This window comes from Pedobacter sp. NEAU-ZC8 (assembly GCF_059278965.1).
The window spans coordinates 38,020-57,788 of the sequence record NZ_JCAJXC010000009.1 but is presented as its reverse complement, the minus strand read 5'-3'; the positions used below and the strand labels follow the sequence as shown (position 1 = coordinate 57,788).

Here is a 19,769-nt window from a genome sequence, read left to right as displayed (position 1 = left end):
ATAGCTACCTTTGCGGCAACTTATTATTGCTATCATGAGCTTAAATATTAATTATAAAGAAGACTTTAAAGACCGTCATATTGCGCCCAATTCAGCGGATACTGATGCCATGTTATCCACTATTGGTGTTGGTTCTCTTGATGAGCTCATCGAACAGACCGTACCGCAGCAGATCAGATTGAAACAAGCTTTGAATTTGCCTGCAGCGAAATCTGAGAAGGAGTATCTTGAAAGTCTGAAACAAACCGCTTCTCTTAATAAGGTATTTAAATCTTATATCGGGCAAGGTTATTACGACACCATCACGCCTGCAGTGATCCTGCGCAACGTGATGGAAAATCCAGGATGGTACACCCAGTACACGCCTTACCAGGCTGAAATTGCGCAGGGCCGTTTACAGGCATTGCTGAATTTCCAGACCATGGTGCTCGACCTTACCGGAATGGAGATCGCTAATGCTTCCTTACTTGATGAAGGTACAGCTGCTGCGGAAGCCATGTTTATGCAATATAGCTTGCGAAAAAACCAGTCGGCAAAGAAATTCTTTGTGTCTGAACTGGTATTCCCACAAACTATAGACATTCTTAAAACCCGTGCCAATCCTTTTGGTATTGAACTGGTAATCGGCAACCATGAATCTGTTGATCTTAGCGATGGCTTCTTTGGCGCGATCGTTCAATATCCGGCAGGCAATGGTGAAGTATTTGATTATACTGCATTCGCTGGCCTGGCACACGATAATAACGTTAAGTTGACCGTTGTAGCGGATCTACTAAGCTTAACACTGCTTACGCCTCCAGGTGAATGGGGTGCCGACATCGTGGTTGGTACCAGTCAACGTTTAGGCGTACCGATGGGCTTCGGTGGTCCACATGCCGCCTACTTCGCCACCAAAGAAGAATATAAGAGATCTATCCCAGGCCGTATCATCGGTGTAACGATAGATAGCAATAACAACTATGCTTTACGTATGGCGCTCCAAACCAGGGAGCAGCACATCCGTAGAGATAAAGCCACATCAAACATCTGTACTGCTCAAGCGCTATTGGCGATTATGGCAAGTTTTTATGCTGTTTACCATGGTCCTAAAGGCTTAAGGCTTATCGCAGAACGCACACACGGTTTAGCGGTATCGCTTGCAGCATCATTGGAGCAGATTGGCTACAAACAATTGAACAAAGCTTATTTCGATACCATTCAGCTTGATCTTGGTGATCTTAAAGATTCCATTCACCGCGAATGTATTGACAACGAGATCAACCTGAACTATCAGGGTAATATCGTAACCATCGCTTTAGATGAAACGACTTCCCTTGAAGATGTTAAACTTCTAACTAAGATCTTCTCGAAAGTAAAAGGTATTGGTGCTGATCGTGTAGAAGTTGTAACGGAAAATATCAATACCGTTATTCCTGCTGCACTACAACGTACATCAGCATACCTGACCCACCCGGTTTTCAACAGTCACCACTCTGAGCACGAGATGCTTAGATATATTAAGTCATTGGAAAGCAAAGACCTTTCTTTGACTCATTCCATGATTCCACTAGGTTCATGTACCATGAAACTGAATGCAACTTCTGAAATGATCCCGGTTACCTGGGCTGAATTTGGAAGATTACACCCTTTCGCACCAGCGGATCAGGTACTTGGCTATTATTCCGTTTTCAATGAGCTTAATAAATGGTTAAGTGAAATTACCGGCTTTGCAGCGATGAGCTTGCAGCCAAATGCGGGAGCCCAGGGCGAATATGCGGGACTAATGGTCATTCGTGCTTACCATCAGGATCGTGGTGATCACCACCGTAATGTAGCGTTGATTCCTTCATCAGCACATGGAACCAACCCTGCTTCTGCAGCAATGGCGGGCATGAAGATCGTCGTGGTGAAATCATTGGAGAATGGTAATATCGACGTGGACGACCTTAAAGCGAAAGCAGAACAATACAAAGAGGTGTTGTCTTGCTTAATGGTTACTTACCCATCTACCCACGGCGTATTCGAGGAAAGCATTATCGAGATCTGTAATGTGATTCATGAAAATGGCGGGCAGGTTTATATGGATGGCGCGAACATGAATGCTCAGGTGGGTTTAACCTCTCCGGCTAACATTGGTGCTGACGTATGTCACCTGAACTTACATAAAACCTTCTGTATTCCTCACGGGGGTGGCGGTCCTGGTATGGGCCCGATCGGTGTTGCACAGCACCTGGTAAAATACCTCCCTGGCCACGCCGTTGTAGATATTAACAATGAAAAATCTATTCACGCGGTTTCTGCTGCTCCTTGGGGTTCCGCTTCCATCCTGATCATTTCGCATGCTTATATTGCTATGATGGGTGGAGAAGGACTAACTGCCGCAACAAAATATGCTATTCTTAATGCAAACTATATGAAAGCTCGTCTGGAACAACACTACCCAGTGTTGTACTCTGGAAGTCAGGGCCGTTGTGCGCATGAGATGATCCTGGATTGCAGAGCCTTTAAGGCATTTGGTATAGAGGTGGTTGATATCGCAAAACGCTTGATGGACTATGGTTTCCATGCACCGACCGTATCCTTCCCGGTTGCTGGAACGCTGATGGTTGAGCCAACAGAAAGCGAGCCTAAACATGAGCTTGACAGGTTTTGCGAAGCGATGATCAGCATCAGAAAAGAAATAGCTGAAGTAGAAAGTGGCGTATCTGATAAGGTAGACAATCCTTTAAAGAATGCACCGCATACCGCAGTAACGGTTACAGGCGATGTATGGGAACATCCTTACAGCAGGAAAACGGCAGCCTTCCCGCTGCCATATGTAGCAGATCATAAATTCTGGCCAGCAGTTGGTCGTGTTAATGATTCTTACGGCGACAGGTCATTGGTATGTGCTTGTCCTCCAATAGAAAGTTACTCGGAAGAACTTGTTTAAAATTTAAAAAATGAGGGCCATTTATTACAAATGGCCCTTTTTTTAACTATCTTAATCAATTTCGCATCTAATTTATATATTTAAACATTATACCAATTCCTGTTTTCAATATCAATGATGGATTCAAAAATAGATTTGCTGGTGATTGATGATGATGATATCAACATCTTTATTATAAAGAAAATTGTAGAAAAGACGGGCTATAACATCAACATGGTTGCCAAGACAAATGGACAACTCGCAATCGACTATCTTCGCTCGTTATCTGAAAACAACGAGCGTTTTCCGCAATTGGTATTGATCGACATTAACATGCCCGTTCTTAATGGATGGGAATTTCTGGAAGCTTATGATCACCTGGGCATATCACAACGTGTTGATATGTATATGCTCTCCAGCTCCGTTTATGAGAATGATATTGAAAAAGCAAAAACCTATAAAACAGTAAAGGGATTTATCTCTAAACCCCTTTCCATCAATCGCCTTATTGAATTATTTGACAGCCTGACCGACTAATTAGATAATTGTAAACTGTCCTTCGTTATACTTGATGTAACCTGTGGATTTAGTTTTAGCATGGTAGAATAAACAGTTCCAGTTTTCTGCAGCAGCCTTCTTTCCATATTCATCCCGAAGTTCCATCGCTTTCCGCCCATCGTAGTCATATTTAGCAATAAACTTACGTTGCAACTCTTCCGGCTCGGGCAATACATCGCCGCCAAAAAAGACCTTTTCTTCCCCTTCGGTAATGAGGAATGTTTGGTGATAAGGTGTATGAGCACCCGTTAGTTCAAAATGAATATGCTCATTGAAAACGCCACTTTCATCCAGGAATGCCAGCTGTGCGTTTCGCTGTAGAAATTCAAAGATCTCCGGCTTGTACGAGGAAGAGGCATTGGTAAAAGCACCCTCCCACTCCCCCCTTTGAATTAAGTAGGTCGCATGCGGAAAGCTCAGTTCCATCTCGTCACCAACCCGGTGGATCATCCCCCCTGCGTGATCAAAATGAAGATGTGACATCAATACATATTCGATATCATCGGGGTTAAAACCAGCTTTTCTAATGTTGTTATGGAGAATCAGTTGCCCTTGTTCGTCGCTATAACCAAGTCCGGTATCCAATAATAACAAAGAGTTGTTTAACTGAACCAGAAAAGGCTGGACATGTATAAATAAAGAACCTTTACGATCTTTCGGATTGTCGGTATCCGCATTAAATGGAACGAATTTTTTGGAAGCATCTACAGAATAGGATCCTTCATTTAAGGTGAAAACTTTCAATGGATGTAGATATTTAATAAGAAGAATAATTAATGATATCTTTACGAATCAGGCTGCAAAGATAAGAAACCGCATTAGCTTAGCGAAGATGCAGGCTTTTTATTGCGGTAATCGCATGTTCTTGACCTGAGCTAAACAATACTATTGCAAATGAAAAAAAGATGGGTGCAGGCCGTAGCAGGCGATAAGGAAACGAGAGATTTGCTTGCACAACAGTTGAATATAGACCCTAGCCTTGCTGGAGTGCTTGTGCAGCGAGGCATTAAAACCTTTGATGAAGCCCGGTATTTTTTTCGGCCTTCATTAAAAGACCTGCATGACCCCTTTTTGATGAAGGACATGGACAAGGCAATGGAGCGAATTGACCTTGCGCTCGCGTCACAGGAGCGCATTCTGATCTACGGCGATTATGACGTAGATGGCACAACAGCGGTGACACTCGCTTACAGCTTCTTCAAACAGTTTACAACTGAGATCGAATACTACATCCCCGACCGCCATAAAGAAGGCTACGGAATATCTAAACAGGGCATAGACTATGCCGCGGAGCACCAATTTACCCTGATTATAGCTTTAGACTGCGGTATCAAGTCTGTTGAAATGATCGACTATGCGAATACGCTTGGCGTCGATTTCATCATTTGCGACCACCACCTGCCAGGGCCTACATTGCCCTCCGCGGTAGCGGTACTTGATCCGAAACGTGCCGACTGCAACTACCCTTTCAAAGAACTTGCTGGTTGCGGCATCGGTTTTAAACTTGCACAGGCATATTGCATGACACATGGGTTGGGCGCCGAATGCTACCAGAAGTATATGGATCTGGTTATGGTGAGCATAGCGGCAGACATCGTGCCTGTGGTGGACGAAAACCGGATCCTGGCTTACCATGGGTTGATACAGCTTAATAACAATCCATGTACAGGATTGAAAGCGTTAATGGAAACCACCGGCAGAAAAAAATCTTTCACCCTTACGGACGTTGTATTTACGCTGGCACCACGGATCAATGCTGCAGGCCGGATGGATCATGCACGTGAAGCGGTGAAAATGATGCTTTGCGAGGAAAAAGAAAGTGCAGATGTGCAAAGCCTGTTGATAAACCTGCAGAACACGGAAAGGAAAACCTCAGATCAGAACATTACTGCTGAAGCGCTGGAGCTGATCGGCACTTGTGAGATCTTGATGAACAAAAAAACAACGGTAGTCTACAATGAAGCATGGAACAAGGGCGTAATTGGAATTGTGGCCTCCAGGCTGACGGAAACGTACTTCAGGCCTACCATCGTGTTAACGCACTCGAACGGCTATCTAACTGGTTCGGCACGCTCCGTACCTGGATTTGATCTTTATGAAGCGCTGCTAAGTTGTTCAGATTTGCTGGTACAATTCGGCGGACACAAGTTTGCAGCCGGACTGTCTATGTTACCGGAAAATCTTGACAAGTTTTCAGAACGTTTTGAACAAACCGTTGCCGCAACGATTACCGAGGAGATGTTATGCCCGGAAATTGGTATTGATACCGATGTTCATTTAAATCAAATCACTGCTAAATTCCAGCGCATCATTGCGCAAATGGCTCCTTTTGGGCCTGGAAACATGGCGCCTGTATTTGTGAGTCGTGGCCTGGAACTGGTTGGCAGGGTATTCATCGTAGGTGACAATCATATCAAATTAAGTGTAAAACAACAAAATTCGCCTATTTTTGACTGTATTGGCTTTGGTCTTGCTGAATATGAACATATATTAATGCAAGAAAAACCATTTTCTATGTGTTATACCATAGAGGAGAACATCTGGAAAGATCAGCACCGCATACAGCTGAACATTAAGGGAATCAACACTGATTAAGAAGATAAATGATATTAAGAGCTGAGCATCTAATAAAAAAATATAAACAGCGGACCGTTGTTAATGACGTGTCTTTCAGCGTGAGTCAAGGAGAAATTGTTGGTCTGCTGGGTCCAAACGGTGCGGGTAAAACCACTTCTTTCTATATGATTGTAGGTTTAATTAAGCCGAACGAGGGAAAGATCTTTTTAGAAGACGAAGACATCACCAAGGATGCCATGTACCGCAGAGCACAAAAAGGAATAGGGTACCTGGCACAGGAAGCTTCAGTATTCCGCAAGTTGTCTGTAGAAGATAACATCATGGCAATTTTGGAGATGACCGACCTGAATAAAGCAGAACGTCATGAAAAGCTGGAAGAGCTGATTAACGAGTTCAGCCTGCATAAAGTACGGAAAAACCGGGGCGATCTTTTATCCGGCGGAGAAAGGCGCCGTACAGAAATTGCCAGAGCCCTTGCGGCCAACCCTAATTTCATATTACTCGATGAGCCTTTTGCTGGTGTCGATCCAATTGCGGTAGAAGAAATTCAAACCATTGTAGCCAGACTAAAAGAAAAAAATATCGGTATATTAATCACAGATCACAACGTTCAGGAAACACTTTCCATTACAGACAGGGCTTACCTGTTATTCGAGGGGAAAATTCTCGAATCAGGCACACCGGAAGTACTGGCTGCTAACGAGATGGTAAAGAAAGTTTACCTGGGATCTAATTTTGTACTACGAAAGAAAACGCTGTAAACTAACCAAATATTAAACATGGCGATAGTCAACTCTCTTTTTACCTGGTATATGAAGAAGCGCGTCCACCAGATTGAGCTTTTCATGAAATATCCACTGGATGTCCAGGAAGAATGGTTCCACGAGTTAATTACCACGGCCTCTGATACAGAGTGGGGCCGTTTATACGATTATAATTCAATAGACACCCCCGATCAGTTTAAAGAGCGGGTACCCATACAAAACTACGACACCCTAAAACCTTACATTGAGCGCATGCTCAAGGGAGAACAGAACTTGCTGTGGCCCACGGAGATTAAGTGGTTTGCTAAATCTTCCGGCACAACCAGCGACAGAAGTAAGTTTATCCCCGTATCTGAAGAGTCGCTACAAGAATGCCACTTCAAAGGTGGCAAGGATTTACTCTCCATATTCTGCAACAATAGGCCCAACAACCAGATACTAACCGGAAAAGGACTGGTACTCGGTGGTAGTCACCAGATTAATCAACTTAACGAAAACTCGTTCTATGGTGACCTTTCAGCTGTATTAATTAAGAACCTCCCCATGTGGGCGGAGTATTACCGCACTCCGGCGATTTCCATTGCACTGATGGATAATTACGAAGAGAAGATGGAGAAAATGGCAGAGGCGACGATCAAGGAGAATGTAACCAATATCTCTGGTGTACCAACATGGACGCTTGTGCTTGCTAAAAAGGTACTGGAGATTACTGGAAAGAAAAACCTGTTGGAAGTCTGGCCAAATCTCGAGCTGTATTTTCATGGTGCAGTGAACTTTGCTCCTTATCGCGACCAGTTTAGAGAGCTTATTCCATGTGATTACATGTACTACCTGGAGACGTACAATGCTTCTGAAGGATTCTTCGGCATTCAGGATCAGGTAAACTCTGACGAAATGTTACTTATGCTGGACTATGGTATTTACTACGAGTTTCTGCCTCTGGAAGATATTGAAGCCGAAAATCCAAAGACACTTTCACTTGACGAAGTAGAGTTGAATAAAAACTACGCCATTATCATTTCTACAAATGGAGGACTATGGCGCTACATGATCGGCGATACGATTCAATTTACTTCCATCTACCCCTTCAGGATTAAAATCACAGGAAGGACTAAACATTTCATTAATGCTTTCGGTGAAGAAGTCATCATCGACAATGCCGAGCGCGCAGTTAGTCAGGCATGTAAAAGTACGGGTGCGAAATTCAAGGACTACACTGCTTGTCCAATTTACTTTAAAGGATGCGATGTCGGCGGGCATGAGTGGATTATCGAATTCGATAAACAACCCGATAATTTCGAGCGCTTTGTTGACGTACTTGATAATACATTAAGGGAGGTGAATTCAGACTACGATGCAAAGCGATTTAAAGATATGGCATTGCGGCGTCCACAGGTACATAACGCAGTTCAGGGAACTTTTTATAACTGGCTGAAAAGCAAGGGCAAATTAGGCGGACAACACAAAGTTCCGCGCCTTGCGAATGACAGAAAGTACGTCGAGGAGATATTAAAGGTCATGAAGATGCAATAACTGGGTTTTTTCCGCAAAATTAAAAGTATAAAACGCATATTTTTTTTGGAAACAATAGGATTATCCGCAACTAATAAATAAATTTGCAGTGTTAACTACTTAACAGCAATTAAGATCCCGAAGGATTTTAGCTTAAAAAAGCGTTAATCCAAGTAATAAACACTCAAATTGAACAGGCAATGGTAATCGATAATCAACAAGAAGTACAAACAATAACCCTTAATGGCATCAACTATTCTCTAAATCTGAGAGAAATCGAAACTTTCATGCAACAATGTGATTTGTTCATGGATGCAAATCAGAACGAATTTGACACAATGACCCAGATCATTTCAGATCAACTGATCGATAATGCCAATGCAAATACCTCTGTTCCTGAACTGAGAGCTCAACTTAAGTTTCTTCGTGAAGTTTCTTTCCTGTTAAGGTGCATGTTAAGCCCAGCAGGCCCTACCAGTAAATACTAGTCTTTGCTTGACATAAAGTCAAGCAAAAGCTGATTATACTTCTCGAGGAGGTCTATATATTTATCTTTCCAGTAGGTGGAATTGATCTGCTCGTTTTCATCATTTAGGAAATGATGATGCTTATTCAGCTCATCTTTTGGATAGAGGCTGGGGAATTCTGTTGAGAAATCATGATTGATCACATTTCCGATCCTGAAGATGATTTCAGATTTCAAATGTTTCTGATTAAACCAGTTGTATACAGATCTCCTGTTTACATTTGTTAAGCGGGCAAGTTCACTGATGCTGTAACCTTTACGGCGAATGATACGTTCAACTACTTGGCCATAATGCAAATCCATATATTTCAAAATTCAGGTATTATGTATATATTCTAGTTCTACTGGGATTCCAAAATCCTTGGAATACATCGCTGCGTTATTCGAGGCATTCCAAATAGAATATGTTTTAATTCTGAACGAATTTATTTTAAACTATTGAAAAAATAGTATCGATAGACCTGTTGTGTAGGTTATCGTAAAAGAGTGTGTAAAAAATCGCCAACCCAGCTAAATTCAGCGTCCAGCCATATAACAGACCCAGAAAGCAATAAGACTTTTGGTTTTTTGTCTTTAACTCAGACGATTATTCTGGAGCCTGAAACCATCATTATTGTCGCCACCACAATTTTCACAAACTTTCCCGCAAACTTTCTCGAAGACCTACACAACTGCCCAGTATTGCAGTTATAGCCTGAATTCTGGCGCTAAATTTATTCCTGAGTAAATAATTATTGGTAAATTGATAATTAACAACTCAAGTTCATTTAGCTTTCAATCATGCAAAATCGCTATAACTACTTATTTCGACTAACCATTGCTTTAAGTGATTTAGCCATTATAAATTTTGCGCTATATGCGACCTTTTTCCTGCATAATTCAACCTATTCCAAGTTTGATTACCTGGATTTCAGCCTGCTGATTACCTTGGGCTGGTTTCTCCTGGCTAAAATGCTTGACCTATATAACAGGAGGACCATCCAACACAAGATGCTTTTCTTAACCACTTTGAAATGCATTTGTCTGCATTTGATGTTCTTTTTAATGTACAATACAGTTAAAGGGTTTCCTTTCGACTGGATCTTCAGTGCGCTTTATTATGGTTCCTCTGGTGTACTTCTGCTCCTCAACCGATATTTCGCGACCCTTATCTTCCCTATTCTATCCAGAAGTTTAAAAATGAGGGCACCGGTAGCACTTTTAGGTGTAAATCCCACAAGCATAAGATTGGCAAATTATTTCCAAAAGCATGAAAAGGAATACAGCTTTGCAGGATTTCTAAACAACAAGCCAACAAGCTCCAATACAGCTGAACTTATTGAAGGGTTTAAAGAGCAGATACGGGAGGCGGTAAATACAGGAATCAATGAAGTCTATATTTCACTTGCTCCTGATAAAATCAGGGACATCGATAGCCTGGTTACTGAGGCACGAAATCAATGTATCCGGCTAAAGTTTGTTCCAGACTACAGCCAGATCTTAAATAAAAAGGCAAGCTTAAACAGCCTAAATGATTTTCAAGTCATCAACCTGACTGGCTCCTGTGTTCAGGATAACATGGACGATCGTGTAGTGAAGCGGCTATTCGATATCGTTTTCAGCCTATTTGTAATTGTCTTCATCTTCAGCTGGCTCTACCCTATTCTGGCCCTGCTCATTAAACTGGAGAGCCCAGGCCCTGTGATCTTCAAACAAGAGCGCAGTGGGCGCAACAACGTTCAATTTTATTGCTATAAGTTCCGCAGCATGCGCGTAAATGCGGATAGCCATCTTCGTCAGGCGAGTAAAAATGATGACCGAATCACCAGAATCGGTCGCATTCTTCGAAAAACAAGCCTCGATGAACTACCGCAATTTTTCAATGTCTTGCTTGGCAACATGAGTGTTGTCGGCCCCCGCCCACATATGCTAAAGCATACAGAGCACTATCGTGAAGTGGTAGATCAGTATATGGTAAGACACTATATGAAACCTGGAATTACCGGCTGGGCACAAGTAAATGGCTATCGGGGCGAAACCAATGAACTTGGCTTAATGGAAAAGCGTGTAGAACACGACATCTGGTACATGGAGAACTGGTCTGCCTTTTTAGACATCAAAATCGTGATCATGACTGTTCTAAATGTGCTCAAAGGTGAAAAAAATGCATATTAAAAAAGGGATGGCACTTAACTGTACCATCCCCACTATATATAATTAGAAATTGGGCGTGTGATTATTTGCCGAGCCCGGCATTCAAAAAGCCATAGTAAGCTTCTTTCGGTTTATAGTTTTTATCGAACAATAAAGGATAGTCATGATCTGAATTCGCATAACCTTTGTTGAAATAGGAAGTTTTATCAGATACACCCCAGGTTGTGATACCCCATTGCAAATGTTTTGGAACAACCTTCATGTACCCACTCACAATTTCGTAGTATTTAACGCCCTGTGCTTTTTCAAGTTCAGCAGTTAATGCAAAGGTCTTCGGCATGCCGTATTTCACTGAAATGTCCAGTTCGGAGATGTGAATCAATAAACCTTTATCGGCGGCAAGCTTTAGATTATTAGTGATTAGTTTTGTATCTATTCTCAGGACAGTGTGCAGTTGAAAACCCATCCCATGAATTGTTATTCCTTGTTTTTTGGCTTCATCTACAATGTTCAGGAGTTCTTTCATTTTCTTACCACCAAACTCCTGGCCGTAATCATTCAAGAATAACTTTGCCTGCGGATCCGCTTCCTGAGCATACTTGAAAGCTTTGATCACCCAATCCTTTCCAAGTTTACGATACCAGATGCTATTGGTGTAAACACCACCTTCTTTAACAGGCTCATTAACCACGTCCCAAGATTGTACCCGACCTTTGAAATGTCTCATCACGGTTGTGATATGATCTTTTAACAGTTGCTCCCAAGCTGCTTTATCACCCTGAAACTCTTTCACCCATTTAGGCTCATTTGTGGCATGCGACCATACCAATGTATGGCCATGAACTTTCATGTTGTGCTTTTCTGCAAAAGCAACCACAGCATCAGCCTTCGCGAAGGTGTATTTATCTTTAGAGGGGTGAACATTGCCCCATTTGAAATCACTTTCAGAGGTCAATCTGGAGAACTCTCTGGCAACAGTATTCCCGTATTGCGGGTTTTCCAGTAATTCCTTAACCACTGCTGCACCTACAGGAAAGTCAAACACGTTCTTTAGCACAGTAGAAGTTGATGGTTTTGGCTGCGTTACTGCAGGCGGCACGGGTGCCGTCGGTATTGCAGGGCTCTCTGGGGTGGAAGACCCAGGAGTATCGCCACCATTTGAACCTGGCTCACCTTTTTCTGTATCATTCCCAGCTTCCTCGTCGCCACCATCAGGTGTTGAAGAACCCTCGCCATCGGCACTGGAGTCCTCCCCCGCAGGTTTCCCAGGTGTTTTAACATCACCAACAAGGTTGTCCTTGGTTTCTACTGGAGTTAACTCATCTTCCAGGGAAGAAGAACAGCTACTAAGACTAGTTGAAAATAGAAAAATTGCTAAGGCAGCAAATCTAATGCTGCGTTGTGTTAGGAAGGTCAGGCCGGTAAACCTCATTGTTGTTGAATATAGGGATGGATACTGTGTTGTTTAACACTGCAAATGTACGTAACTAAATACGACAAATACTAATTAATTTAATATTTATACGGTATAAATCACGTGAAGTATCAATCGAACAGCAATCAGAAACTCAACTACTTACACTAAGACACGAACATAAACCAAGAAGGATGAATGAGTATTTTCATACACCTTAATATTAACAAAAGCATAAGCAATGACATGCATTTTTAAATAAATTAACAACACAATATCGCAAATCAAATAAAGTCCGAAAGAAAATAAGATGTTTTTACCCACCGCCTGCGTATTACCGCAAATACACTTAGATGAACTGAAAATAAATTTAAAATGAAACTTTTAGGAGCGACGGAAATCGTCTAGCAATGCGCCTGGAGCTAAGAAGGTTCTGTCTATAGCTAAAATTAATGGGTCAGGCTGATCAAAATTCCACATTAGAAAACCCTTTTGGCAGGCAATTACCGTCATACGGTATTTAACGCAAACTGAACGTTCAGAACAAAAAGAAGGATAGGTAAACTTCAAAACATCAAGAAGAAAAATCAATAATGTTATGAACAGAACCTAATGTTATGAACAGAACCGTGTTAAAGACGAAGCACGCGTCTGGAAGCAGTAGTACTCGACTTGATTCTTGATCCGCAGGATCGTTTGAAAATGAGAGAAACAAAAAAAGCCCTGCATTTCTGCAGGGCTTTGCTCCCGAAGCTGGGCTCGAACCAGCGACCCTCTGATTAACAGTCAGATGCTCTAACCAGCTGAGCTATTCGGGAAGCTGGCGCCTAAACGGATGAGCTGTTACCGAAGTAACCTACCTCCTTTGTTTTGGGTCCGCAATATTATGGTTTTTAAATTATTATTGCAAAAAGTTATTTCACAAAATTGCTAAGTAGCAATACCTCAGTCAGAACCATATCAAAGGTCGGTAAAAACAATTCGCAGGTACGATCAAATCTCCCCCAAAAGCACCGTTCAAGCTGCAACAGCCTAAGCCTTTGATCCAACCAAGAGGACATAAAATGCAGGATAATTCCAGTATTGCGGAGCAATAATCTCGAGAAAGTATGACGCAGAGACGAAGTTTAGACGAAAACAGGATCAAGTCAAAAAGTTGTGGAGTAAGGTTGTTTTTAAGCATAAAGTTGGGTAAGGCGATATAAGAAGAACTCAGTACTTCTTACTCCTCTAAACTGGCTTCTGAATGCCTTTATTTTAGCGTTGAATGACTCGGCTGAAGCATTCGTAGATCGACTATCAAAGTAGTTCAGGATGGTTTGATAATGGTACTGAATGGATCTTGAAATCGTGTTGAAGGATTTAAAGCCCGATTGTCTTACTGCCTCATGCCATTTGGCGAGTCTTGCCAGACCGTAAAGTTTGTCGGTAGTTTTCTCAAAGATATTGCTTAGGTTGAGGCTAAGGTTATAAGCTTGCTTAAGTTTAGGATACTTATCAAAGAGTAGATCAGCTCGTTCTTTCTGACTTGCAGACCAGGCTTCAGGTCTTCTGTACAATGCGTATCGACTCCTGGCTAGTAATTGCTTTAATGTATCACCGTTTGAGAGTACTTCTGCATGGAAGGGTTTCTTTGCTTTCCTAGCCTGGTCTATGGCCTCATTTTCTGCATCTAAGGCTTCCCAGCGGTATTTTATACGCATCTCTTGGAGCGCTTCGGTTGCTAGTTTCTGAACATGGAACCTGTCAGTCACACGAACTGCTGAGCGGAAGCAACGCTTTGCAATGAGCTCCATATTACCTGCCATATCCAGGGTAATCTCAGTGACTTTCCTTCTCAAGTTTTCGGGAATTTTCTGCAGCACTTCTATGACAGTATCTGCCTTTGTGCCAGCAATAATGGCGACAATGGCGCCTTTTTTACCCTTAGCAGCCTTATTTGTTAGTATTGTATAAAGTTCCCCATGAGATAACGAGGTTTCATCGATGGACAACTGAGTGCCTAAGTTCTCGGGGAAAAGCAGCCAATCTTTTGCATGCGACCTTTGGTTCCAGTCCTTGAATCCGCTTAATGACTCGCGATAATTCCGCTGAAGTGTTTTTCCTTTTACCCCATAGAAGCCACCTACAGTATGAACCGAATTAGGGCTGGTATTGACTGATTTCTTTTAAAAAAGCCGCGAATCCCTCAGTTATTCGCGTGCCTTCTGCAACAATATTCCAATCCCGGTAAGCCACTTTGTTTGTGCTGGTATTGAGCCAGCGACGACGTTTAATATGGAGGAACACCTTGTGCCCGCGGATTGGGAAGTCCTGCACGGTAATCGTGGGGAAAAAGCCTTTCGAAAGCAGTTTCTCTCCATCGGGTACGTTCGGAGTAATATTAACCTCTTGCAAATCCAAATGAAATATATCTTCTTCTTTGCGCACTTCTTTGAGTTCGAAAAAGTCAAGAATGAAATCGGGAAGTAGTAAGCTTATTAAGGTGTGGTATCCGTCCTGCATGAAGTGAGAAATCTAAACCACCAAAGCTAAAAATATAAGACCTAGTCCACAACTTTTTGACTTGATCCCGAAAACACCTCGGATTCCCGAAAAAACAGGCATAAAAAAACCCTGCATTTCTGCAGGGTTTTTGCTCCCGAAGCTGGGCTCGAACCAGCGACCCTCTGATTAACAGTCAGATGCTCTAACCAGCTGAGCTATTCGGGAAGCTGATCATCCAAAAGAATTTATCCTATCGTGAACAACAAGCCTCGTTCGTTTTGGGAATGCAATATTAGGGCTTTTAAATTATTTATGCAATCTTTGCGAAGAAAAAAATTACAAATATTTTAACACAACTTATATGAGCCTGATAATCATAGGTACTGTAGCTTTTGACGCAATCGAGACGCCCTTTGGAAAAACAGATAAAATCGTGGGCGGTGCCGCTACCTACGCCAGTTTAGCCGCTTCTTACTTCTATAATAAAGTGAAAATCGTTGGTGTTGTTGGGGACGACTTCCTGCAACAAGATATCGATACCTTCAATCAGCACGGCATCAATACCGAAGGACTGCAAATTAAAGCTGGAGAGAAATCATTCTTTTGGGCTGGAAAATACCACAACGACATGAACAGTCGCGATACGCTGGCTACAGAGCTGAACGTGCTCGCTGACTTCGATCCCATCATTCCAGAAAGCTACCAGGACTGCGAGTACCTGATGTTAGGCAATCTAACGCCACAAGTTCAACAAACGGTCATCAAGCGCCTTCAGAAGCGACCTAAGTTGATTGTACTGGATACCATGAACTTCTGGATGGACGTAGCCATGGACGATTTGCTGGAAACCATAAGCATGGTAGACGTACTTACCATCAATGATGCGGAGGCACGTCAGCTATCCGGAGAATATTCCCTTGTTAAAGCTGCAAAGAAAATCCTTAACATGGGTCCTAAGTACCTGATCATTAAAAAAGGTGAACATGGCGCTTTATTATTCCATGAAAATCAGGTTTTCTCTGCACCGGCATTACCACTTGCAGAGGTTTTTGATCCAACAGGAGCTGGCGACACGTTTGCAGGCGGATTCATCGGCTACCTTGCCAAGGTTGGAACCATCAATTTTAACAACATGAAGAATGCCATCATCTATGGCTCTGCCTTAGCATCATTCTGTGTAGAGAAGTTTGGTACAGAACGTATTTTAAACCTTACAGAAGCTGAAGTTGCTGGTAGAATCCAGGAATTTGTAAAACTAAGCGCTTTTACGATCGAACCATAACACCATATAAACTCCTGGGAGCAAAGCTTTCAGGAGTTTAAAACTCCAATTACTTCAAACTTCACAAATACGGAATGCGTATGCGGCGCATCCTTCAGCTCGTCCGTAAGGTCCTGCCCTGCCCAATGTTCGTAGTGCTTGCCATTACGCCACAAGCGGCTCGAGGTCACATCGTAGATCTTACCTTCAAAAGCGACCCAGATCTCCGGCTTATCCTGCCCATTTCGCAATGCAAGCTGCTGCTTAGTATAACTATTCATATATCATTCCTTAATGAACCTTAGTTACCTGCAACTTCCTGAATAAGCTTGTAGCGCTTTTTAAACACCTCAAAAAGAAAAACAGCGATCAGCATAATGCTAAGCAACAGGAAGAAGCTCTCAAAAGGCACATAGAGAAGCCTGAACTTAATGGTATGCTGTTCATTGAACCCGAAGTAGCCCAAATAATGAAACTGCAGTACAACGGCTAAATACGCCAACACCAAAACCAGGTAGGCCCGGTAGAAGCGGTACATGAAGCGGATCTTATTTTTATATTCAACAAGAAACAAGGTCAGGACCATCAAAGCAAATGTAAAAACCGGATACCATTTGGTATAAGCAAAAAAGATCATCGCAATACAAAGCCCCATCAGGATATTACTTAATGCCAGGCTGTATTTCTCATAAGGCTGAGCAGGAAATCTTGCGTTTAAAAAGTTGTAAATCGCAATCCCGGCAAATGGAAACACAAAAGCACTAAGAATAACTTCATAGGGGATACCAGAATTATCGGCGCCTGCAAAGCGGGAAAGATCGTAGCTAAACACCGCTATCCTTTTAAGCACCAGTGTTGCAATCATAAAGATCACCCCTGCCCCAAATACGGCAGGCAATAAAGCTTTCCATAATTTGCCTTGGGAAGATTGAATATAGAGGATCAGGGAAATGACCAGCAATACGGCCAGGGATATCAGATAAGTACTCATTCAGCGTAACAGAATTAGCTTCAAAAATAGGATTTAATCCCATTAACCCGCCGCTGATCAACAAAAAACCAACATCATCTGGCATTCCTAAAAGAAAACTAGCTTTAAACTACTTCAGCACCCAATACATCTTTAGAATAAGTTTTAAGGTATTTTTTCAAGATCTGACGAGCTACATGAATTCTGGTTTTCACCGTGCCGATCGGAATATTTAATATCTCCGCAATTTCATGGTATTTATAACCTTCAAAGTACTTAATGAAAGGCACATAATATTCTGGCTGCAAAGTTGCAAGCGCCTTATTGATGTCGCCAATGATAAACTTGCTGTCGCTTGTATTTTTTGTTGCACTATAGTGCAGATTAGATGATGAAATTTCCTCTGATTGGGTAATCAGCGAGTTTGTCTTTACCAGACGTCTGTAGTTGTTGATAAAGGTGTTTTTCATAATGGTAAATAACCAACCTTTAAGATTTGTACCTTCTTTAAATTTACTGTAATAAGTTACTGCCTTTAACATGGTGTCCTGTACCAGATCATTAGCGTCCTCCACGTCCTTAGTAAAATTTAAAGCGAATGACTGTAGAGAACCGGCATGGTTGTTTAGCTGAAGATTAAATTCATTTTTTGTCATAATGATTTAAGTTTTAAAGGTTTAAATGCAAAAACAAACTCGAATTGGAATATCTGTGGCTCTCCAAGTTTGTTTAATCTTGCACACTTAAATGTTATACAACATATGTACCAAATGAATTTAGCTTTCCGGATTCAGGTAGTTACCGGATTGATATCGAAAGAAATACTCGGATTTAAAGTATATTAACCTCTCTTTCGAGCGAAATTCCAAATTTATCAGCCACAGCCTCAATTATTTGTTCTGAAAAATTATACACTTCCAGTCCAGTAGCGCCGCCATGATTTACAAGCACCAGGGCCTGATTTTTCCAGGTACCGGTATTCCCGGAAACCATACCTTTAAATCCGCATTGTTCAATTAACCAACCTGCAGCAAGCTTCACCTTACCATGCCCATCCGGGAAGTTTACAACATCTGGAAAATTCGCCTGCACGCGCTCAAATTCAGCCATAGAGATTACTGGATTTTTAAAGAAGCTACCCGCATTTCCAATGGTTGCAGGATCAGGCAGCTTACTCACCCGGATCTCTGAAACCACTTTTGCAACATCTGCTATGCTGGGCTGTTCAATCCCCCGTTGTTGAAGCTCCTGCTGGATCGCACCATACTGCACGTTCAGCTTTGCCGACCTGCTTAAATGATAACTTACGGAGGTAATAATGTATTGACCCTTTAAAGAAGACTTAAAGACACTTTCGCGATAACCAAAGCCACAGTCGTCATAACCGAAGGTCCGCTTTGCACCAGTTGCAATCTCAACCGCAGTACAAGAATTGAAAATATCTTTCAACTCTACACCGTAGGCACCGATGTTCTGCACCGGCGAAGCCCCTACTGTTCCTGGGATCAGGCTCAGATTTTCAATACCGCCATAACCATGACTTACACAATAGTCTACCAGGTATTTCCAGGATACGCCAGCTCCGGCACGCACAATAACCTCATCACTGCTACCTTGTCCCTCTGGTTCCAACACCGCTATACCGGGAATACTAATCTTGAGTACAAGTCCATCATAATCCTTTGTAAACAACATATTGCTTCCACCGCCTAAAACAAGCACCTGTTTCGTTTTTATAAAATCAGACTGTAACACGCTGATCAGATCAGCTTCCGAATTAATCTCCACAAACCATCTCGCAGATACATCTATACGAAATGTATTATAATTCACTAATGATACGTTTTCTTTTATAACAGGGCCCATTTATTGCTTTTTGAAATGCTTGCAAAAGTAATTCTAAAGAACAGTATTAAATATCATTTACTAAATAATAAATTTACTGCATAGTTTACGCTCAACACTTTTGGACAGGAATATTTAATGGAAAATCAGGATAAAAAAAGAAACCTTATCATCAATGCTGCTTTGTTGCGGTTTGCACATTACGGACTGGCAAAAACAACAATGACAGATATCGCCAAAGATATATCCTTTTCAAAAGCCCTCCTCTACTACTACTTCCCCGACAAGCTAAGCCTTTACGTGAGCGTTATTGAGCACCTGATGCATACCATCAGCAAAGACATTCTTAAATCTGTCGAAAAAACCAATACCTGCACTGAAGGTGTGCTCATGGTCCTTCAAAAAAGACAGGGATACATTCAAAAGTATTACAACCTGATGGAATTTAATAAGCTCATCGGCCCCGAACTACCGGATGATCTTTATGAGAAATTTTCCAGAGCCCGTGCCTTTGAGCTTAAAATCATCGCTTCCTTACTGCGCCGCGGGGTAGAAAAAGGTGAATTCCAGGTCGACAATATCAATCTAACAACCGAAATACTTGTTGAAGCACTCAGCGGAATACACTTCAATATCCTCAGCCGTCATAAAAACATCTGCCCTAGTCAGGAGCAGTTCAAACAGATCTTCATCAAAGAAAAATTCCTCGCAAAGATCTTTCTTTCAGGCCTGTCAGCTTCATAGCGTCATAGAAATGCAATATTCCAGATGAGCAATATGCTATGATAGCATAACAACTTTTATGGTCGTACCTTTGACTACAATATAATAA

17 protein-coding genes, 2 tRNA genes and 1 pseudogene are annotated in these 19,769 nt (G+C 42.0%); 9 read left to right on the top strand and 11 right to left on the bottom strand.

From position 1 onward, the window contains the following. Positions 1-34: 34 nt before the first annotated feature. The gene (gcvP, locus tag AC5WJX_RS08985; RefSeq protein ID WP_494484234.1) at positions 35-2,911 is read left to right on the top strand and encodes an aminomethyl-transferring glycine dehydrogenase; all 2,877 of its coding nucleotides are present in this window, start codon (positions 35-37) and stop codon (positions 2,909-2,911) included. A gap of 114 nt (positions 2,912-3,025) precedes the next feature. Further along, positions 3,026-3,427 carry a response regulator gene (locus AC5WJX_RS08980; RefSeq protein ID WP_494484233.1) on the top strand — a complete coding sequence of 134 codons (402 nt, stop codon included), beginning with the start codon at positions 3,026-3,028 and terminating at the stop codon, positions 3,425-3,427. Here AC5WJX_RS08980 and AC5WJX_RS08975 read toward each other — a convergent pair whose 3' ends face one another. Further along, positions 3,428-4,192, bottom strand: a complete 765-nt coding sequence (locus AC5WJX_RS08975; protein WP_494484232.1) for an MBL fold metallo-hydrolase — start codon at positions 4,190-4,192, stop codon at positions 3,428-3,430. A gap of 150 nt (positions 4,193-4,342) precedes the next feature. On the opposite strand from AC5WJX_RS08975, the gene recJ reads away from it, so the two are divergent. The 4 genes from recJ (at position 4,343) to AC5WJX_RS08955 (ending at position 8,789) form a co-directional block, all read left to right on the top strand. Continuing rightward, positions 4,343-6,043 carry a single-stranded-DNA-specific exonuclease RecJ gene (gene recJ / locus AC5WJX_RS08970; RefSeq protein WP_494484231.1) on the top strand — a complete coding sequence of 567 codons (1,701 nt, stop codon included), beginning with the start codon at positions 4,343-4,345 and terminating at the stop codon, positions 6,041-6,043. Positions 6,044-6,051: 8 nt separating this feature from the next. Next, a complete protein-coding gene (gene lptB, locus AC5WJX_RS08965; RefSeq protein WP_440431813.1) occupies positions 6,052-6,786 on the top strand; it encodes an LPS export ABC transporter ATP-binding protein in 735 nt (244 codons plus the stop codon). Between the two features lie 18 nt (positions 6,787-6,804). Then, on the top strand, positions 6,805-8,322 hold the full coding sequence (locus AC5WJX_RS08960; RefSeq protein WP_494484230.1) for a GH3 auxin-responsive promoter family protein: 1,518 nt from the start codon (positions 6,805-6,807) through the stop codon (positions 8,320-8,322). Between the two features lie 179 nt (positions 8,323-8,501). After that, positions 8,502-8,789 (top strand): hypothetical protein, encoded by a 288-nt coding sequence (locus AC5WJX_RS08955; protein WP_494484229.1) that lies wholly within the window; start codon positions 8,502-8,504, stop codon positions 8,787-8,789. Here AC5WJX_RS08955 and AC5WJX_RS08950 read toward each other — a convergent pair. Further along, on the bottom strand, positions 8,786-9,130 hold the full coding sequence (locus AC5WJX_RS08950; protein WP_151154096.1) for a helix-turn-helix domain-containing protein: 345 nt from the start codon (positions 9,128-9,130) through the stop codon (positions 8,786-8,788). The two genes, AC5WJX_RS08955 and AC5WJX_RS08950, sit on opposite strands and share 4 nt — an antisense overlap. A gap of 477 nt (positions 9,131-9,607) precedes the next feature. On the opposite strand from AC5WJX_RS08950, the gene AC5WJX_RS08945 reads away from it, so the two are divergent. After that, positions 9,608-10,981 carry an undecaprenyl-phosphate glucose phosphotransferase gene (locus tag AC5WJX_RS08945; protein ID WP_494484228.1) on the top strand — a complete coding sequence of 458 codons (1,374 nt, stop codon included), beginning with the start codon at positions 9,608-9,610 and terminating at the stop codon, positions 10,979-10,981. Between the two features lie 61 nt (positions 10,982-11,042). On the opposite strand, the gene AC5WJX_RS08940 is transcribed toward AC5WJX_RS08945, so the two are convergent. From AC5WJX_RS08940 to AC5WJX_RS08920, 5 genes and pseudogenes are all read right to left on the bottom strand, one after another. Further along, the gene (locus AC5WJX_RS08940; RefSeq protein ID WP_494484227.1) at positions 11,043-12,392 is read right to left on the bottom strand and encodes an endo-1,4-beta-xylanase; all 1,350 of its coding nucleotides are present in this window, start codon (positions 12,390-12,392) and stop codon (positions 11,043-11,045) included. Positions 12,393-13,118: 726 nt separating this feature from the next. Next, a tRNA-Asn gene (locus tag AC5WJX_RS08935) sits at positions 13,119-13,192 on the bottom strand. Between the two features lie 357 nt (positions 13,193-13,549). Further along, positions 13,550-14,470: pseudogene (locus AC5WJX_RS08930) on the bottom strand (ISAon1 family transposase); the annotation flags it as partial. Positions 14,471-14,516: 46 nt separating this feature from the next. After that, complete coding sequence (locus AC5WJX_RS08925) at positions 14,517-14,879, bottom strand: ISAon1 family transposase N-terminal region protein (protein ID WP_494484226.1); 363 nt, start codon at positions 14,877-14,879, stop codon at positions 14,517-14,519. A 133-nt stretch (positions 14,880-15,012) separates the two neighbouring features. Then, positions 15,013-15,086: transfer RNA gene (locus AC5WJX_RS08920), tRNA-Asn, on the bottom strand. A 136-nt stretch (positions 15,087-15,222) separates the two neighbouring features. Between AC5WJX_RS08920 and AC5WJX_RS08915 the strand changes: the two genes are divergently transcribed. Continuing rightward, a complete protein-coding gene (locus tag AC5WJX_RS08915; RefSeq protein WP_440431823.1) occupies positions 15,223-16,143 on the top strand; it encodes a PfkB family carbohydrate kinase in 921 nt (306 codons plus the stop codon). A gap of 29 nt (positions 16,144-16,172) precedes the next feature. Here AC5WJX_RS08915 and AC5WJX_RS08910 read toward each other — a convergent pair whose 3' ends face one another. From AC5WJX_RS08910 to murB, 4 genes are all read right to left on the bottom strand, one after another. Next, entirely contained in the window at positions 16,173-16,403 is a 231-nt protein-coding gene (locus AC5WJX_RS08910; protein ID WP_494484225.1) for a cytochrome b5 domain-containing protein, read from the bottom strand. Between the two features lie 20 nt (positions 16,404-16,423). Next, positions 16,424-17,113 (bottom strand): lycopene cyclase domain-containing protein, encoded by a 690-nt coding sequence (locus tag AC5WJX_RS08905; RefSeq protein WP_494484224.1) that lies wholly within the window; start codon positions 17,111-17,113, stop codon positions 16,424-16,426. Between the two features lie 104 nt (positions 17,114-17,217). Then, positions 17,218-17,748: an RNA polymerase sigma factor gene (locus tag AC5WJX_RS08900; RefSeq protein WP_440431829.1), complete on the bottom strand. Its 531-nt coding sequence runs from the start codon at positions 17,746-17,748 to the stop codon at positions 17,218-17,220. A gap of 175 nt (positions 17,749-17,923) precedes the next feature. Continuing rightward, entirely contained in the window at positions 17,924-18,958 is a 1,035-nt protein-coding gene (gene murB / locus AC5WJX_RS08895) for a UDP-N-acetylmuramate dehydrogenase (RefSeq protein WP_494484223.1), read from the bottom strand. Positions 18,959-19,075: 117 nt separating this feature from the next. Between murB and AC5WJX_RS08890 the strand changes: the two genes are divergently transcribed. Next, a complete protein-coding gene (locus tag AC5WJX_RS08890; RefSeq protein ID WP_440431833.1) occupies positions 19,076-19,681 on the top strand; it encodes a TetR/AcrR family transcriptional regulator in 606 nt (201 codons plus the stop codon). Positions 19,682-19,769 lie beyond the last annotated feature (88 nt).

Excerpts from the sequence above, each read along its gene's own strand:
- gcvP (WP_494484234.1), top strand. The coding sequence starts at position 35 with ATGAGCTTAAATATTAATTATAAAGAAGACTTTAAAGACCGTCATATT.
- lptB (WP_440431813.1), top strand. The coding sequence starts at position 6,052 with ATGATATTAAGAGCTGAGCATCTAATAAAAAAATATAAACAGCGGACC.
- AC5WJX_RS08900 (WP_440431829.1), bottom strand. The coding sequence starts at position 17,748 with ATGACAAAAAATGAATTTAATCTTCAGCTAAACAACCATGCCGGTTCT.
- AC5WJX_RS08915 (WP_440431823.1), top strand. The coding sequence starts at position 15,223 with ATGAGCCTGATAATCATAGGTACTGTAGCTTTTGACGCAATCGAGACG.
- AC5WJX_RS08945 (WP_494484228.1), top strand. The coding sequence starts at position 9,608 with ATGCAAAATCGCTATAACTACTTATTTCGACTAACCATTGCTTTAAGT.
- AC5WJX_RS08890 (WP_440431833.1), top strand. The coding sequence starts at position 19,076 with ATGGAAAATCAGGATAAAAAAAGAAACCTTATCATCAATGCTGCTTTG.
- murB (WP_494484223.1), bottom strand. The coding sequence starts at position 18,958 with ATGGGCCCTGTTATAAAAGAAAACGTATCATTAGTGAATTATAATACA.
- AC5WJX_RS08910 (WP_494484225.1), bottom strand. The coding sequence starts at position 16,403 with ATGAATAGTTATACTAAGCAGCAGCTTGCATTGCGAAATGGGCAGGAT.
- recJ (WP_494484231.1), top strand. The coding sequence starts at position 4,343 with ATGAAAAAAAGATGGGTGCAGGCCGTAGCAGGCGATAAGGAAACGAGA.
- AC5WJX_RS08960 (WP_494484230.1), top strand. The coding sequence starts at position 6,805 with ATGGCGATAGTCAACTCTCTTTTTACCTGGTATATGAAGAAGCGCGTC.
- AC5WJX_RS08940 (WP_494484227.1), bottom strand. The coding sequence starts at position 12,392 with ATGAGGTTTACCGGCCTGACCTTCCTAACACAACGCAGCATTAGATTT.
- AC5WJX_RS08980 (WP_494484233.1), top strand. The coding sequence starts at position 3,026 with ATGATGGATTCAAAAATAGATTTGCTGGTGATTGATGATGATGATATC.
- AC5WJX_RS08925 (WP_494484226.1), bottom strand. The coding sequence starts at position 14,879 with ATGCAGGACGGATACCACACCTTAATAAGCTTACTACTTCCCGATTTC.
- AC5WJX_RS08950 (WP_151154096.1), bottom strand. The coding sequence starts at position 9,130 with ATGGATTTGCATTATGGCCAAGTAGTTGAACGTATCATTCGCCGTAAA.
- AC5WJX_RS08955 (WP_494484229.1), top strand. The coding sequence starts at position 8,502 with ATGGTAATCGATAATCAACAAGAAGTACAAACAATAACCCTTAATGGC.
- AC5WJX_RS08905 (WP_494484224.1), bottom strand. The coding sequence starts at position 17,113 with ATGAGTACTTATCTGATATCCCTGGCCGTATTGCTGGTCATTTCCCTG.